Annotated in this window: 17 protein-coding genes; 8 read left to right on the top strand and 9 right to left on the bottom strand. The window is 70.5% G+C overall.

Features of this window, described 5'->3' with window-relative positions; genetic code table 11:
• Positions 1–5: 5 nt before the first annotated feature.
• Together QMG73_RS19210 and QMG73_RS19205 are read left to right on the top strand one after the other, a co-directional pair.
• Positions 6–989, top strand: a complete 984-nt coding sequence (locus tag QMG73_RS19210; RefSeq protein ID WP_281897525.1) for an ArsR/SmtB family transcription factor — start codon at positions 6–8, stop codon at positions 987–989.
• 61 nt (positions 990–1,050) lie between these two features.
• Positions 1,051–1,758: a helical backbone metal receptor gene (locus tag QMG73_RS19205; RefSeq protein ID WP_281897522.1), complete on the top strand. Its 708-nt coding sequence runs from the start codon at positions 1,051–1,053 to the stop codon at positions 1,756–1,758.
• An 82-nt stretch (positions 1,759–1,840) separates the two neighbouring features.
• Here the strand turns inward: QMG73_RS19205 and QMG73_RS19200 are convergent, their stop codons facing one another.
• Together QMG73_RS19200 and QMG73_RS19195 are read right to left on the bottom strand one after the other, a co-directional pair.
• On the bottom strand, positions 1,841–1,972 hold the full coding sequence (locus QMG73_RS19200) for a hypothetical protein (RefSeq protein WP_281897520.1): 132 nt from the start codon (positions 1,970–1,972) through the stop codon (positions 1,841–1,843).
• Positions 1,969–3,363 (bottom strand): MFS transporter, encoded by a 1,395-nt coding sequence (locus QMG73_RS19195; protein WP_281897519.1) that lies wholly within the window; start codon positions 3,361–3,363, stop codon positions 1,969–1,971. The genes QMG73_RS19200 and QMG73_RS19195 overlap by 4 nt, the downstream gene beginning before the upstream one ends.
• A gap of 95 nt (positions 3,364–3,458) precedes the next feature.
• Here QMG73_RS19195 and QMG73_RS19190 point away from each other — a divergent pair, with 95 nt between their 5' ends.
• From QMG73_RS19190 to QMG73_RS19175, 4 genes are all read left to right on the top strand, one after another.
• Positions 3,459–4,070, top strand: coding sequence for a TetR/AcrR family transcriptional regulator (locus QMG73_RS19190; protein WP_281897518.1), 612 nt, complete (start codon positions 3,459–3,461; stop codon positions 4,068–4,070).
• Positions 4,067–4,888, top strand: a complete 822-nt coding sequence (locus QMG73_RS19185) for a sulfite exporter TauE/SafE family protein (protein WP_281897516.1) — start codon at positions 4,067–4,069, stop codon at positions 4,886–4,888. Before QMG73_RS19190 ends, QMG73_RS19185 begins: the two co-directional genes overlap by 4 nt.
• Positions 4,889–4,956: 68 nt before the next feature.
• Entirely contained in the window at positions 4,957–5,394 is a 438-nt protein-coding gene (locus QMG73_RS19180) for a MarR family winged helix-turn-helix transcriptional regulator (RefSeq protein ID WP_281897515.1), read from the top strand.
• A complete protein-coding gene (locus QMG73_RS19175; RefSeq protein ID WP_281897514.1) occupies positions 5,381–5,896 on the top strand; it encodes a hypothetical protein in 516 nt (171 codons plus the stop codon). The genes QMG73_RS19180 and QMG73_RS19175 overlap by 14 nt, the downstream gene beginning before the upstream one ends.
• A 246-nt stretch (positions 5,897–6,142) precedes the next feature.
• Here the strand turns inward: QMG73_RS19175 and QMG73_RS19170 are convergent, their stop codons facing one another.
• The gene (locus QMG73_RS19170; RefSeq protein ID WP_281897512.1) at positions 6,143–6,550 is read right to left on the bottom strand and encodes a four-helix bundle copper-binding protein; all 408 of its coding nucleotides are present in this window, start codon (positions 6,548–6,550) and stop codon (positions 6,143–6,145) included.
• Positions 6,551–6,684: 134 nt separating this feature from the next.
• Here QMG73_RS19170 and QMG73_RS19165 point away from each other — a divergent pair, with 134 nt between their 5' ends.
• On the top strand, positions 6,685–8,766 hold the full coding sequence (locus QMG73_RS19165) for a copper-translocating P-type ATPase (RefSeq protein WP_281897511.1): 2,082 nt from the start codon (positions 6,685–6,687) through the stop codon (positions 8,764–8,766).
• Between the two features lie 434 nt (positions 8,767–9,200).
• Here QMG73_RS19165 and QMG73_RS19160 read toward each other — a convergent pair whose 3' ends face one another.
• The 6 genes from QMG73_RS19160 to QMG73_RS19135 form a co-directional block, all read right to left on the bottom strand.
• Positions 9,201–9,830 (bottom strand): DUF305 domain-containing protein, encoded by a 630-nt coding sequence (locus QMG73_RS19160; protein WP_281897509.1) that lies wholly within the window; start codon positions 9,828–9,830, stop codon positions 9,201–9,203.
• A 91-nt stretch (positions 9,831–9,921) separates the two neighbouring features.
• The gene (locus QMG73_RS19155; protein WP_281897508.1) at positions 9,922–10,359 is read right to left on the bottom strand and encodes a hypothetical protein; all 438 of its coding nucleotides are present in this window, start codon (positions 10,357–10,359) and stop codon (positions 9,922–9,924) included.
• Between the two features lie 102 nt (positions 10,360–10,461).
• Positions 10,462–11,400 carry a M56 family metallopeptidase gene (locus QMG73_RS19150; RefSeq protein ID WP_281897506.1) on the bottom strand — a complete coding sequence of 313 codons (939 nt, stop codon included), beginning with the start codon at positions 11,398–11,400 and terminating at the stop codon, positions 10,462–10,464.
• A complete protein-coding gene (locus tag QMG73_RS19145) occupies positions 11,397–11,786 on the bottom strand; it encodes a BlaI/MecI/CopY family transcriptional regulator (RefSeq protein WP_281897504.1) in 390 nt (129 codons plus the stop codon). The genes QMG73_RS19150 and QMG73_RS19145 overlap by 4 nt, the downstream gene beginning before the upstream one ends.
• 240 nt (positions 11,787–12,026) lie before the next feature.
• Positions 12,027–12,638: a TetR/AcrR family transcriptional regulator gene (locus QMG73_RS19140; RefSeq protein ID WP_281897503.1), complete on the bottom strand. Its 612-nt coding sequence runs from the start codon at positions 12,636–12,638 to the stop codon at positions 12,027–12,029.
• Positions 12,639–12,658: 20 nt separating this feature from the next.
• Positions 12,659–14,074: an MFS transporter gene (locus tag QMG73_RS19135; protein ID WP_281897501.1), complete on the bottom strand. Its 1,416-nt coding sequence runs from the start codon at positions 14,072–14,074 to the stop codon at positions 12,659–12,661.
• 81 nt (positions 14,075–14,155) lie between these two features.
• Between QMG73_RS19135 and QMG73_RS19130 the strand changes: the two genes are divergently transcribed.
• Positions 14,156–15,331, top strand: a complete 1,176-nt coding sequence (locus QMG73_RS19130) for an FAD-dependent monooxygenase (RefSeq protein ID WP_281897499.1) — start codon at positions 14,156–14,158, stop codon at positions 15,329–15,331.
• Positions 15,332–15,434: the final 103 nt, after the last annotated feature.

Below are 15,434 nucleotides of genomic sequence, written 5' to 3'. Positions count from 1 at the left end.
TCTTCATGGTCCGGTACGAGCTGGTCGGCATGGACCTGGCCGACGTGCGGTTCGCGGTATCCCCGCTCAACGAACTCGTGCTGTCACTGCGCGCCTGGCGCGACCCCGGCCGCTTTCCGCTGCACCTGCGCTGGCTGCACGCCCTGGACGAGACGCGCGCCGACCTCGACGAGGCCACGCTCTCCGCGCTGACCAACGACCGGCTGTGGACCCCCGACTTCCTCAACCCACGCCCGTACTCGCCGCTGACCCGCATCGACGACGAGCTGGCCCGGCTGGCCCGGACCGAGCCGGCGACCGTGCGCGGCGACCTGCGCGCCGTACACGGCGCCGGCCCGCTCCCCCGGCCACTGCGCGGATCCGCACCCCGGGTGCTCACCCGCGTCGTCGACGCGCTCACCGGCTACTGGCAGCGCTGCTTCGAGCCGCACTGGCCACGGATGCGGGCGCTACTCGAAGGCGACGTCACGTACCGCGGACGGCAAATCGCCCAGCGCGGGCTCGCGGCGATGTTCGCCGACCTGTCACCCACGGTGCGGCTGGTCGACAACGTGGTCGAGGTGCGCCTGCGCTCCAAACTGGACTACGCCCGCCCGACCACCGGCGGGCTGACCCTCGTGCCCACCCTGTGGACCACCAACGCGTCGACGCCCATCTCGGCCGCCGAGCCACCGATGATCCTGTACGCCGCCCGCGGCCTCGCCACCCTGTGGGAACCCCAGCCGCTGCCCGCGCCCGACGCCCTCGCCGCGATCATCGGCGCCACGCGCGCCGGCCTACTCGTCCACCTCGAGACACCCGCCTCCTCCACCGAACTGGCCGCACGCCTCGGCGTCACCACCACGGCCGTCAACCAACACCTGCGCGCCCTACGCGACGGCGGACTCCTGGTCAGCGCCCGACACGGCCGCTCGGTGCTCTACCGCCGCTCCGCCCTCGCCGACCAACTGGTGGCCCCCAGACCAGGCCAACCGAGACGAGGTCGGTGATCGCGCCCTCGTCTGCTGGGCGGCAAGACGCCGGCCGTACCCGCGGTGCGACGATGGCCGAATGCGGGTCGTGTCGCTGGTGCCGTCGCTGACCGAGGCGGTAGCCGCCAGTGTGCCGGAGGTGCTGGTCGGGGCGACCGACTACTGCACGCATCCGGCCGGACTGGACGTGGCACGGGTGGGCGGGAGCAAGTACCCCGATCTCGATCGGGTGCGGGCGCTGCGGCCCGATCTGGTGCTGCTGAACATGGAGGAGAACCGGGTCGAGGACGCGGACGCGCTGCGGGCGGCGGGGATCGGTGTGCACGTCACCTTTCCGCGGACCGTCGAGGAGGCGATGACCGAGCTGGCGCACATGCTGGCCGTGCTTGGCGCGGCCGGCGAACCGGGCTGGCTGACCGAGGCCCGGCGTGCGTGGGCCGCCGTCAGGCCCGGCCCGCCGCGCCGGGCGGTGGTGCCGGTGTGGCGCAAGCCGTGGGTGGTGGTCGGCGGCGGCACGTTCGCGACCGACATGCTGCGGCGGCTCGGCGTGACCAACCTGTACGCCGACCACCCCGACCGATACCCGCGGCCCACCCTCCATGAAATCCGCGACCGGCGGCCGGAGCTGGTGGTGCTGCCCGACGAGCCCTACCTTTTCACCGCGGACGACGGCCCGGAATCGTTCCCGGGCATACCCTGCGCGCTTGTCTCTGGACGGCACCTCACCTGGTACGGCCCTTCGCTGGCCGAGGCCCCCGCGCTGCTGACCGCCCAGCTGAAGGTCTAAGCACCTGGCCGGAAGTTTCGTCCGTAACTCGCCGGAGTTGATCTAAGTCCACATAGGAAGACCTCGTCGGGGTTGGATCGAGTTACCACACAACAACCCAGCCCGACGAGGTCTTCGCCAGTATGCGCCCCGCGCACGTATACAGCCCCACGAGGCTCGCCACCGGGCGGTCGGTGGCTATGTCCACGGCGACCAGGAAGTCGTCCCTCGTCATGCCTTTGTCTCCGAGCGCCCCGGTGTGATGGCAAGGGCGGCGACAGCGGTGACGGCGGCAACGATCGCGCCGGTGGTGAAGCCGCGGGTGAAGCCCTCGGCGCTGGTGCCGGCGATGCTGACGGCGGCCATGCTCGACACGACGGCTGCGCCCAGTGAGGCGCCGAACTCGTGGAAGGTGCTGACGATTCCGGAGGCCAGGCCGGCCTCGTGCGCCGCCACCTGCCCGAGCGCGGTGGCGGACGCCACCACGAACAGCGCCCCGGTACCGGCCGCACCGACGGTCATACCGATGACCATGGCAGCGGCTCCGTCCCAGAGTGCCGGAACGGCCAGGCCGGCGCCGGCGATGACGAGCCCGATCACTGCCAGCGTCCGCGGTCCGGTGCGTCCGATGAGGCGCCCAGCGGTGTTGGCGCCGAGCATGGTGGACAGCGCGATCGGAAGGAAGAGCAGCCCGGTGGTCAGCGCACCGTAGCCGTGATGCTCCTGTAGCGCGAACGTGCCGAGGAAGAACATCATGATCATGAGTGCGGTGGCGACCAGGATCAGCAGGGTGCCGGCCGCCACGGGCCTGCGGGTCAGCAGTCGTACATTCATCAGCGGGCTCACGGCGAGGCGCTGACGCGCCACGAAGGCGACGTAGAGCAGGGCCGATACCAGCAGCAGCCCGGCGGTGGTCCCGGTGACCCATCCGTGATCACCGGCCCGGATCAGCGCGTAGATCAGGGTCGCGGTCGCGGTGGTCACCAGCGCGGCGCCGGGAACGTCGAGGCGTGCTCCGGTCGTGGTTGCCGGTTGCGCCGGCAGGTATGAGCGGAGCGCCAACAGCAGGGCAAGACCGACCGGGACGTTGATGTAGAAGATCCATGCCCAGCCAGGTCCGGCGGTCAGGAGCCCGCCGAGCAGGACGCCGAGGGCGGCGCCGCTGCCGCCCAGCGCTGACCAGATGCCGAGCGCACGGTTGCGTTCGTCGCCGTCGAAGATCGTGACGATCAGCGACAGCGCCGCCGGGGACAACATCGCGGCAGCCGTCCCCTGGACCACCCGACCGGCGAGCAACATGGATCCGGAGGTGCTCAAGCCAGCGGTCAGCGACGCCGCTGCGAACAGCAGCAGGCCGGCCAGGACGAGCCGGCGGGCACCGAACAGGTCGGCGGCGCGGCCACCGAGCAGCAGCAGTCCGCCGAACGCGAGGGTGTATCCGCTGACCACCCAGGTGAGGGTTTCCCGTCGCAGGTCGAGGTCTGCGCCCATGTGTGGCAAGGCGATCGCGACGACGGTGACGTCGAGGATGAGCATGAGTTGCGCGACGCCGACCAGCCCCAGGATTCGCCAGCGTCGTGGATCGGGGGTGTTGGTCGAGGTGGATGCGGTCATGGACTCGGACACGATGGTCGCCTCCTGAGTTAAGTCGTACAGGGTGAGTACAAGTTATGCTCGGGTACTGTAACTCGTACAGGACCTGCTTGACTTAAGGACGTCGCATGGCTCACACCGCAGCGAAGCCGGCCCGCAGGGCGGACGCGCGGCACAACGCAGAAAAGATCGTGCAGGCGGCCGTCGCCTGCCTCGGCCGGAACGCCGAGGCGAGCATGAACGACATCGCGCGCGAGGCGGGCGTCGGCAGGATGACCCTGTACGGGCACTTCCCATCCCGCGAAGCCCTCGTCGAAGCCGCGTTGATCCGGCTCCTGGCCCAGGGCGACGAGGTTCTGGAAGCCGTCGACCTGAGCGGCGATCCGCGCGACGTGCTGCGGGCCCTCATGGAGTCCGGCTGGCTGTTGATCGCCCAGGCGGCCTCGGTCCTGCAGGCGGCGCAGGCGGCCCTGCCACCCAACCGGGTGCAGGAGTTGCACGCCAAACCGGAGCAGCGCGTTCATGACCTGATCCGGCGCGGCCAGGTCGACGGCGTCTTCCGCGCCGACATTCCGGCCGACCTCATGGCCAGCGTCCTGCACCACATCCTGCACGGCGTAGCAGGCGACGTCGCGACCGGACGCCTCGACCCGACCGACGCGCCGCGCTTCGTCGCCCAGATGGCCTTGGCCGTTTGCGCGATACCGCCGACCCACGCCGGGCTGCCGGCCGCCCAGTGAGCTGGTCGACGCCACTGCTCGGCTTCGCGGCCGGCGCGCTCATCTCCACCGCCACCACCCCGGTCGGTGTATCGGGGGCGGTGTTCCTGCTGCCGGTGCAGCTATCCGTGCTGGCCGTTCCCAGCCCGGCGGTCACCCCCACCAACCTGTTGTTCAACGTCGTCGCCGGACCCGGCGCGCTGCTGCGCTACCGCCGCCACGGCACCCTCGCTGGACCGCTGACCAGGCTGCTGCTGGCCGGCACCCTGCCTGGCGTCGTGGCCGGCGCCGCCATCCGGGTGTTCGCCGTACCCGGGCCACGAGCGTTCCGTCTCATCGTCGCCGCACTCCTTCTCCCGCTGGGCGTCTGGCTGTGCTTGCGGGCGTTACGGCCAGCACGGCGCGCCAGGCAGGTCGGCAACCGCGACTGGCCGTCGTCGTTCGGAGGTCCGGCCGGGCCGTCCCCGCGTGCCGTCACCGGCCTTGCCCTGCTCGTCGGCGTCATCGGCGGCATCTATGGCATTGGTGGCGGGTCGATCCTCGGCCCCATCCTGGTCGGCCTTGGCATGTCGGTCGCCCGCGTCGCCCCGGCCGCGCTGGCCTCGACGTTCGTCACCTCCATCGCCGGCGCCCTCACCTACTGGCTTCTCGCGCTTGCCGTGCCGGGCTCCGTCGCACCGACCTGGACGGTCGGCCTCGCCTGCGGACTCGGCGGACTGCTCGGCGGGTACGCCGGTGCCCGCCTCCAGCCGCACCTGCCCGAGCGGGGCCTGCGGCTGCTTCTCGGCGCGCTTGCCAGCGCCCTGGCCGTGTTCTACCTGCACCAGGCCACTGCCTAGCCAAGAAGATCATCCGCGTGCATCTAGTATGGTTGTATAGTCGAACTATCCGGTTGTATGGTCGAACCATGCAGAGCGGTGAACTGGACGCGGCGCAGGAAGCCCTGATGCGGTTCGTGCGCAACTTCGGCCTCCATCAACCCGACCGCACCCCGTGTGGGCAGCCGCTGCCGGTCTCCGAGGCACATGCCATGGTGGAGATTGCCCGGGATGGGCAGATCCGTCAGGTAGAACTGGCCCGTCGGTTGCGGTTGGAGAAGAGCACCGTCAGCCGCCTGGTCACCAACCTGGTCAGCCGGGGCTGGGTACACCGGGAGGCCGCCGACGGAGATGGCCGCGGCGTCCTGCTGGTGCTCACCGAAGCCGGCACCACCGCGGCAGCCCGGCAGGCCGAAGCCCGCCGCGACCGGCTCACCCACCTCCTTGACCGCATCCCAGCCGACCAACGCGGCGCCGTGGTAAGCGCGCTGCAGACCCTTGCGGAGGCCGCAGTTGAACCGTCCTGACCGCCCTTATACCGGTCGAGTCCTCCTTCTGCTGGCCGCCGCTGCCGCCGCCCTCAGCAGCTGCACCAACGACGCCTCGACGGCGACTCCGCCGAGCTCCAGCCGACAGGCCGAAGTCGCCGAACGGGGCGCGTCCGTCATGCCGTTCGACCTAGACCGCACCACCCACCAGTTCACCAAGACCGACACCGGCGGCGTGCAGACCGTCGTCGCCGACAACCCACAGGACACTGCTCAGATCACCCTCATCCGGCAACACCTGACCGCTGAGGTCGACCGCTTCCGGAAAGGCGACTTCACCGACCCCGCCCGCATCCACGGCAACCAGATGCCCGGCCTGGAAGCGCTCCGTACACACGGGGGCCGAATCACCATCGACTACGAAAACACCCCCGAGGGCGCACGCGTCACCTACACCACCACCGACCCCGAACTCCGCAACGCCCTGCACCACTGGTTCGACGCCCAAGTCAGCGACCACGGCTCGCACGCCACGCGCTAAACACCGGCCCACGATGGCGATCAGCGGACTTGGCGCTACCGCTCTCCGACCACGGGCCGGGCACCTACGAGGCCACGTTCGTCGCGTCGGACGCCGGGATCTACACCGCCCGAGTTCGGGCTGAGGGCGTCAGAACCTACGGCTCGTACTTCACCCGAGAGCCATCCGCACGGCCGGGCCATGCACTATCAAGGGCAGGTGTCCCTGGAGATCGTCTCATGACTCCCGGGACACCCGTGTCAAGGATCAGCCGAGCGTGGCGAGCAGTTCCCGGCACGCCTGCTCGCAACGCCGGCACGCCTCCGCGCATACCCGGCAGTGATCGTGCATCGAGGCGTGGCGCGCGCACTCGTCGCCGCACGACTTGCACGCCGTCGCACACGCCTCCAGCACTACGCGGGTAAGGGCCGCATCGTAGCCGGTGTGCCTCGACAGCACTCGCCCTGTGGCGTCGCAGACGTCCGCACAGTCGAGGTTCTCCCGCACGCACTTGACCAGCTCCGCCACATTGCTTTCGCTCAGGCAAGCGTCCGCACAGGCCGTGCACGCCTGCGAACACGTGAAGCACTCTTCGATACAGCGGGCGAGCGCCTGCTTGTCCACGCGCCCGAGGTCCGCCGGGTAGGTCTCCAACATCGCGGTTGCCTGTGTCATCACGACCTCCTCGCACCAATAAGAGTTCAACCGTCGGCAAACCCCGCTGGTTGGGTGCTACGCACACGCCGAGACACGACGATTGACGCATACCCCTGGGGGGTATAGGCTCGGGAGTTAAGGAGGCGATTGAGATGGATCACGGCCACCGTGAGCACGCTACGGCCCCGGCCGTCAACCCACAGCACGACCACGAGGGGCAGCACGACCACCCGCAGGCCGCGGCCCACGGCGGGCACGACAAGCACGCCGGCCATGACCCCGAGATGTTCCGGCGCAAGTTCTGGCTGAGCCTGGTTCTGACCGTGCCGGTCGTGATCACGAGCCACATGGTGATGGACTGGTTCGGGTACACGTTGGACTTCCCCGGCATCGACTGGGTAGGCCCGGTCCTGGGCTCCGTGGTGTTCTTTTACGGCGGCTGGCCGTTCCTGGTCGGCGGCGTCCGCGAGGTGCGCGACCGCGCGCCCGGCATGATGCTGCTGATCTCGATGGCGATCACCGTCGCCTACGTCGCGTCCCTGGCCACCGCGCTGGACCTGTTCGACCTGGACTTCTGGTGGGAGCTGGCGGCGCTGGTCACCATCATGCTGCTGGGCCACTGGCAGGAGATGAAGGCCATCGGCCAGGCACAGGGCGCCCTCGCGGCACTCGCCGCGTTGCTACCCGACGACGCCGAACGCGTCACCGACGGCGGAGTCGAGCGCGTACAGGTCACCGACCTCGGCGTCGGCGACACCGTCCTGGTCCGCCCCGGCGGGCGCGTCCCGGCCGACGGACGCATCGTGGACGGCAGCGCCGAACTCGACGAATCCATGATCACCGGCGAGTCGCGGCCGGTGCCGCGCGGCACCGGTGACAAGGTCGTCGCCGGTACGGTCGCCACCGACTCGGCGATCCGGGTACGCATCGAAGCCATCGGTGAGGACACCGCGCTTGCCGGCATCCAACGCCTGGTCGCGCAGGCTCAGGCGTCCGGCAGTCGGGCGCAGGTGCTCGCCGATCGGTTCGCGGCGCTGCTGTTCTACGTCGCGCTCGGGGCCGCGTTGGTGACGTTCGGCGCCTGGTGGGCGGCCGGCAACCTCGACGACTCCGTCGTCCGCACCGTCACCGTGCTGGTGATCGCCTGCCCGCACGCCCTCGGCCTCGCCATTCCACTGGTGATCGCGATCTCCACCGCGGTCTCGGCGAAAGCCGGCATCCTGGTCAAGGACCGCCTCGCTCTGGAGCGGATGCGCACCGTCGACGCGGTGCTGTTCGACAAGACCGGCACCCTGACAAAGGGAAAGCACACCGTAACCGGGATCGCCGCTGCCAACGGCGGCAACGACGAGGACGTGCTTTCGCTGGCGGCCGGGGTCGAGGCCGACAGCGAGCATCCTCTGGCCCGCGCGATCGTCGCGGCGGCGGACAAGCCGGCCCAGGCGAAGGATTTCCGGTCGCTGACCGGTCGCGGGGTGCAGGCCACGATCAACGGCAGCGAGTACGCCGTCGGCGGTCCAACCCTGCTGCGCGAGCTCGGGGTGGAGCCGCCGGCTGAACTGCGGACGGCGGCCGACGACTGGGCCAAGCGCGGCGCGGCCGTGCTGCACCTGATCCGTCTCGACGGCGATCGTCCGGCGGTGCTCGGCGCCTTCGCGCTGGAAGACGAAGTACGCCCGGAGGCCCGCCAGGCGATCGAAGAGCTGCGCCGCAACGGGGTACGCACCATCGCCATGATCACCGGCGACTCCCGAGCGGTGGCCGACGCGGTCGCCGCCGACCTGGGCATCGACGAGGTGTTCGCCGAGGTACTGCCCGCCGACAAGGACCAGAAGGTGGCCGAACTACAGTCTCGTGGGCTGCGGGTGGCGATGGTCGGCGACGGCGTCAACGACGCCCCCGCACTGGCCCGCGCCGACGTCGGCATCGCCATCGGGGCCGGCACGGACGTGGCCATCGAATCCGCCGGCGTGGTGCTCGCCTCGTCGGACCCCCGCGCGGTCACCGGCGTGATCCGGCTGTCCAAAGCGGCATACCGCAAAATGATCCAGAACCTGGGCTGGGCGGCCGGCTACAACGTGATCGCGATCCCGCTCGCGGCGGGCGTGCTGGCGTGGGCCGGGTTCACCCTCAGCCCCGCCATCGGCGCGGTACTGATGTCGGCCTCCACCATCGTGGTCGCCCTCAACGCTCAGCTGCTGCGGAGGGTCAACCTGGCCGCGCCACCGCAGTAAGACTCTGGCGCACTCAAGGTATTACGGCTTCGACCGACCAAAAGACAGCAGATGCACGGGCGCCCTGAGCCAGCATGGCTCAGGGCGTCTGGAGCACGCAGGCTCAGGATGCCGCCGGGACCACAGTGGACGATGCGTCGGAACTCTCCACGGTCGGGACGGCCGGTCCCTGAAATGAAGTCCAACCCACCTCACGGGCACCGGCCGCCAGTTGCTCCGGCGTCAGCTCGCCACCGTTCGAGCGCGCCGAATGCACATGGCAGTCACCCCGATACCAGCCACGCCCCCGACCGACGACCCGCCTCGCCCTGCCGTCATCCGTATCCACCCCGGCAGCGTATCCACCAGCGCGGACGACGGCTCACAAGATCCAAACAAGACAGACCCAAGAAGCCGGGCGGCGGGCGCTGGCCCGCCGCCCGGTCAGGACCGCGCTACAGGCGGTCGACGACGCCTTGCAGCTTGGCGACCTCGTCCGTCTGGGTCTTCTCGATGGTGGCCGCGAGCGACTTCGCCTCGATGTTGGCGCCGTTCTTCTGCTCGTCCTTGGCCATCTGGATCGCGCCGTCGTGGTGGGCGATCATCATCTGCGCGAACATCCGGTCGAACTCGGTGCCCTTGGCCGCCTCGAGCTTGGCCATGTCGTCGTCCAACATCATGCCCGGCATCGAACTCATGCCCGGCATGTCGTGCCCACCGTCGGGCGCCGCGGTCGACTGACCCCATGCGGTCAGCCAGCCGGTCATGGTCTTGATCTCCGGATCCTGCGCGGCCTTGACCTGCGTGGCCAACTGCTTGACCTCCGGGTCGGCGGCACGCGTCTCGGCGAGCGTCGCCATCTCCACTGCCTGCTGGTGGTGCGGGATCATCATCTGGGCGAACTGCACGTCGGCGTCGTTGAACGTCCCGTTCGACGTTGCGGCGGCGGTCGGCGAGCTGGCGCCGCCGTGGTTCATGCCGCCCGGGTCATCTCCGTCGCCACCGCACCCGGCGGCGAGCGCGATGGTTGCGAGCGACGCGGCACTGGTCAGCAGGAGCCGGCGCAGCGTGATAACGCGTGTCATGTGTGTGTGGTGCCTTCCTGGTCGGTTCACGGCGGAAAGGACGTGCGACAGGGGCCGGTGACGGCCACAGGGGGCGTCACCGGTTGTCGTCCTATACGCGAAGCACCGACAGGTGGGCGATGACGAGTCCGACCGGCGAGGTGCGCGGCGGCCCTCGACCGCTCGATCGGAGCGCCGCGACCGCGAGGCGCGGCGCGCGGCTGGTCCGGCGGGCACGCCGGGCGAGGGCGGCGATCAGCGCGGCGAGCGCGAGCCCGGCCAGGATCGCCATGCAGACCGATGACGGGTCGAGGCCGACGTCGGCGCCGCGAAGCGCCATCTGGCCAGCGGTGAGGGCCGCCATAGCGGCATGACTCGCGAGGCGGAGCGGCGGCGCCTGCACGGCTTCGCCGTGCGTCTGGCGGGTTGTGTCGGCGGGCGCGTGACCGCCGTGGCCACCGCTCGGGTGGCCGAGCGTGTGCATGCCGGCGATGCCGACAGCGAGCATGACGACCAGCAGCAGCCGCTGCACCGCACGCTGTGTCGCCATGTCACTCACCGCCTCTCGCCGAAAGACCGGCGCCTACGACCTCACTCTACTATGGGCGATAGGAGACGCGCGTTCACTGATGAACCCGGCGGAGCCGGGTGGTCACCACAGCGGCGGCCCGGCGGCAAGCACCGGCACGACGGGGGCGCTGAGAAGGATCGCGAGTGGCAGTACCGGCAGCGCCATCAACGCCGCCGCGGCGGCCAGCTGGGTATACCGCGGCAGCGGTGGTGGTGGGTCCATCAGCCGGCGCATGCGCTGCAGGGCATCTCCGCCGTCGGCGGCGAGGGCGCCGGGCGCGGCTGCTGGTGTGGCAAGGGCGACCAGCGCCCGAGCGAGGGCCAGGCGGGAATGATGCCGGCAGGCGTCGTCGTCGGCGCAGATCTCCACCAGGCGACGGACCTGTCGGTCTGCCTGTGCGAACACGGTGACCTTCGGGAAGGCGTCGTGCAGCAGACCCGAGAAGGTCAAGATGAGATGATGCCGGCCACGTGCGTGGGCGCGCTCATGGGCGAGTACCGCCGCCAACCCGTCTTGATCGAGCCGCGACAGCGCGCCGGTGGTGACCACGATCTGTTCGCCTCGGCCCGGGACCAGGTAGACGGCCGGGTCCGGGTGCTCGATCACGGTGGCGTCCATGTCAGGGCGGTGCTTGCCCGCCAACCGGATCTGGCGGCTATGGCGGCGGCGCAGCCCGACGACCCGCACCAGCCGCGCGCCAGCCCACGTCATCCGTGCCAACGCGGCGACGAGCACGGTGAGGCCGATCCAACTCATCAGCTGCGCAGCTCGACCATGCGCGCCGCTGAGTGCGTCGAGGCAGAGTCGCCAGACCATGCACACCGCATCGTTGGCCTCGTGCCACGGCATCGTCATGGCCAGCGCGGCGCCGAAGGCGCTCAGCACGAGCGTCGCCGCGGCCGCTTCCCAGGCCAGTACGCCCAGCCGAGGCGCCCGCACCGCCCAGGTGGCGCGGGCCAGGACCGCCGGCACTACGGCGGCCACCGCAGCCGATAGGCCGAGCAGTAACAGCAGCGTCATCGACCGCTGATCCTGCGCTCGAACTCGCTCAACGCGGCACGCAACGCGACCGCCTCCTCCAGCGACATCTTCCCTACGAAGGCCAGCAGAGCCTGCTGCCGGTCGCCGCTGACATCCAGCGCCTCGCGCATGAGCATCGCCCCGTACTGCTCACGGCTCGCTACCGGCTCGTACCGATGCGCCCGGCCAGCGGGCTCCCGCCGCAGCCACCCCTTCTTGAACAGGTTATCCGTGACCGTCAGCACGGTCGTGTAGGCGAGCTGCCGCTGCTTGGCCAGGTCTGTGTGCACCTCGCGGACCGTCGCGGGCTCGCCATGCTCCCACAGCCAATCCATGACGCTCGACTCGAGCTCGCCGAACCCGCGCACCGCGCCCTCCCTGGCCACCCTCGCTCCTATCGGTGATCGTACTCACGGTGGGCCAGCCCGGGTAACCGTGCTTGCAACAACGGGCCGTAGTACGAGCAGCCGCGTCCACCTACTATCGTGCTTAGGTGTGGAAGCGATCGCGCTTCTGTCAAGGAGGTCGCATGGACGTCCAGCCCCTCGCGACTCGCCCGCGGGCCGGGGACGGGCCGCTATCGCGGCCAAGCGGTATGCGCCGCTACAGCCCGCTTGCGGCCGTGTTCAGGGCGGCGGGCGGAGCGCCGCGGTGACGGTGGCCGCCACGGTGTGACCGGCCTCGCGGGGGTCGAGCCGGCCGGCGTTGACCTCCTCGGCGGCGGCGTGCAGCAACGCGTAGTACGTGGTGATGAGCCAGTCGGCGGGAAGGTCGGTGCGGATGTCGCCGTCGGCCCGGCCACGCGCCAGCAACGCCCGGACCCGGTCCAATGCCTGGTCGTGGTGGGCGCGCATGCGTTCGGTGCCGAGGTGGCGCATCCCGGCGGCCATGAGCTGCCGGTGCTGGTTGAGGATCTGCCACGACGAGGTCGCCAGTCGCGCGAGGGCCTGCGGCGCCGGACCGCTTTCCAGATCGACCGCGTCCAGCGCGCGGCTGGTGTGCGCGATGGCATGCGCCACGGTTGCGTCGACCAACGCCTCCCTGGTCGGGAAGTGCCCGTACAGCGTGACCCTCCCGACCCCCGCAGCGCGAGCGATCTCGGCCACGTTGACCTCGGGGCTGGTGCTCAGGCTCGCGAGGGCCGCGTCGAGGATGGCGGCGATGCTGCGGCGGGCGTCCGCCCGCCGCCGCGTGGCGGCCGGTCCTGCCGCCACCGCCTGGTGTCGCTCTGGTGCCATGACCGTCAGGGTACGGCGCGTCAGTGGGCGAAGACCGGACCCTCGGCCGCTGGTGGCCTGCCAGCGGGCAGCAACGCCGCGAGCGCGACCCCGGCGGCGCCGGAGGCGGCGGCGCAGGCCCAGAACGCGTCGGTGAACCCGCCGATCGCCCCGGAGGCGCCACCGTCGATGCTGGCACCGGCGATGGCGGAGACCACCGCCACGCCCAGGGCCGCGCCCAACTCGTGCGCGGTGTTGATCGCACCGGACGCCATGCCCGCGTGATGCGCGTCGACCCGACTCAACGCCGTCGTCGTGGCGGTGACGAACCCGGCACCCAAGCCGACAGCTACCAGCACGAAGCCGGGCAGCACCCCGCCCCACGCCCCGACACGCCCGTCCACCTGCGACAGTAGGACGTACCCGACCGCGGCTACGCCGAAGCCGGCGACGGCTACTGGCCGCGCCCCGACGCGGCCGACGAACCGCCCAGCGAGGTGGGCGCCGATCCCGGTGGCCACCGCGACCGGCAGGAACAGCAGCCCGGTCTCCAGCGCGGTCAAGCCGAGCAGATGCTGCAGCAGCAGGGAGCTGAGGAAGAACCCGGAGATCAGCAGCCCAGAGGCGGTCAACATCGTGACGATCCCGGCCGCCATGGGACGCTGGGCGAGCAGGTCCAGGCGCACCAGCGGCGCCCGCATCCGCCGCTCGGCGACCACAAACAGCACGTACAAGGCCGCGGCGGCCGCGAGCGCGAGCAGCCAGCCGTCCTCGCCCGCGCGGACCAACCCGTAGATGAGGGCCGCGGTGGCGGCGGTGACCAGTACTGCTCCGGGGATGTCCATTCGGCCCGCCTGCCTTGGCGTGGCTGGCACGACGACCGGCACGAGTACGGCCACGACGACTCCGACGGGCACGTTGACGTAGAACACCCACTGCCATCCTGGACCGGAGGTCAGCAGCCCGCCGACGAGGACGCCCGCAGCCGCACCGGCACCGCCCAGCGCCGCCCACACGCCGAGCGCCCGGTGGCGCTCCGCGCCGTGAAAAGTCGTCGTAATGATCGACAGCGCGGCCGGAGACAACAGCGCCGCGCCAACGCCCTGGCCCGCCCGCGCGCCAACGAGGACCGAGGCGTCGCCGGCCAAACCCGCCCCCAGCGAGGCGATTGTGAAGACCAACAATCCGGCGAGGAACATCCGCCGTCGGCCCAGCAGGTCGGCCAGCCGGCCGCCGAACAGCATCAGTCCCCCGAAACACAGCGTGTACGCGGTCACGACCCAGGTCAGCGCGGACCGGTCCAAGCGCAGATCGGCAGCCAAGTCGGGCAGCGCCACGTTCACCACCGTGACGTCCAGGATCACCATGAACTGGGCCAGGCACAGCAGCGCCAGGGCCCGCCAGCGGCGGGCATCCGGTGGCGACATCACGGGTACGGCACGCGTATCAGCCATCATCGTTCCCCCTAATTCGAACATCTCTGTTCGAGTTAAGCTAGCATAACTCGAACAGTCGTGTTCACGTTCTTGGAGGAAGTCATGACCGAGCGCACCGCGATCGTGATCGGCGGCGGCATCGGTGGTCTTAGCGCCGCCCGCGCGCTGCAACGCGGCGGCTGGACGGTGGCCGTCTACGACCAGGCACCAGCTTTCCGGCCCGTCGGCGCCGGCATCGGCATCGCGCCCAACGCGGTCAAGGCGCTGCGCTGGCTCGGTCTGGCCGCGCCGGTACGCGAAAGTGGCATCCGGCAAGCCGGTCTGGAGATCAGGCTCAGCTCAGGACAGCAGGTCGCGCACCTGCCGGCCACCGACATCGAGGGCCGGTTCGGCGACCCGTTCATCACCATGCACCGCGCCGAACTGCATCGGATCCTGCTCGACTCCGTCGACGGCGTCCGGCTGAGCACCCACCACACAGCGGTCGACATCACGACCGACGCCCACGCCGCCACGGTCACCTTCGACACCCCCACCGGGCCACGCACCGCCAGCGCGGACCTGGTGGTCGCCGCCGACGGCATACACAGCCGCCTGCGCGGCGCCCTGTTCCCCGACTACCCCGGCCCCACGTACGCCGGCTACACGGTGTGGCGCGGAATCGTCCCAGCCGAGGCCGCGGCCACTATCGGCGTCGAGCCGACACTCGTCGAATCCTGGGGACGAGCCGCGCGGTTCGGCGTCGCGGTCATCAACGACGGACAGGTGTACTGGTTCGCCTGCGAAAGCATGGCCGAACACGCCGCGCCGAACCACGACCTCGACGAGCTGACCACCCGTTTCGGCCAATGGCACACCCCGATACCGCAACTGCTGGCCGCCACACCGCCCGACACGCTGCTCCGGCACGACGTCTACTACCTCCAGACACCGCTGCCCAGCTTCACCCACGGCCGGGTCGCGCTGCTCGGCGACGCCGCCCACGCCGTCACCCCCGACATCGGCCAAGGCGCCTGCCTCGCCATCGAAGACGCCGTGGTACTGGCCACCGCCCTTGCCAGCAGCGGTATCGGGAAGGCGCTGCACACCTACGACACCACACGCCGACCCCGCACCCAAGGATTCGCGCGGACCTCCGGCAAGCTCGCACGGGTCCTACAAACCAGCAACCCCGCGGCGGTCCGCCTGCGCGACCTGATGACCCGCGCGCTACCCACACCGCTGTTCGCCCGGTTCGCCGCCAGCGCCTTCTCCTGGACCCCTCCCCCACCGGCATGACGACGTCGGCGCCTCGATACTCGCGGGCCTGTTGCGGCGCACCGAGCAACGCGTAGGCCCACGCCTCGTTCGCGTGCGGGACAGCAACCGATACCCGGCAGCC

The sequence above is a fragment of the Phytohabitans aurantiacus genome (genome assembly GCF_027923225.1).
GTDB lineage: Bacteria > Actinomycetota > Actinomycetes > Mycobacteriales > Micromonosporaceae > Phytohabitans > Phytohabitans aurantiacus.
The sequence above is the reverse complement of the archived record's forward strand: the minus strand, read 5'-3'. Positions and strand labels throughout refer to the sequence as shown.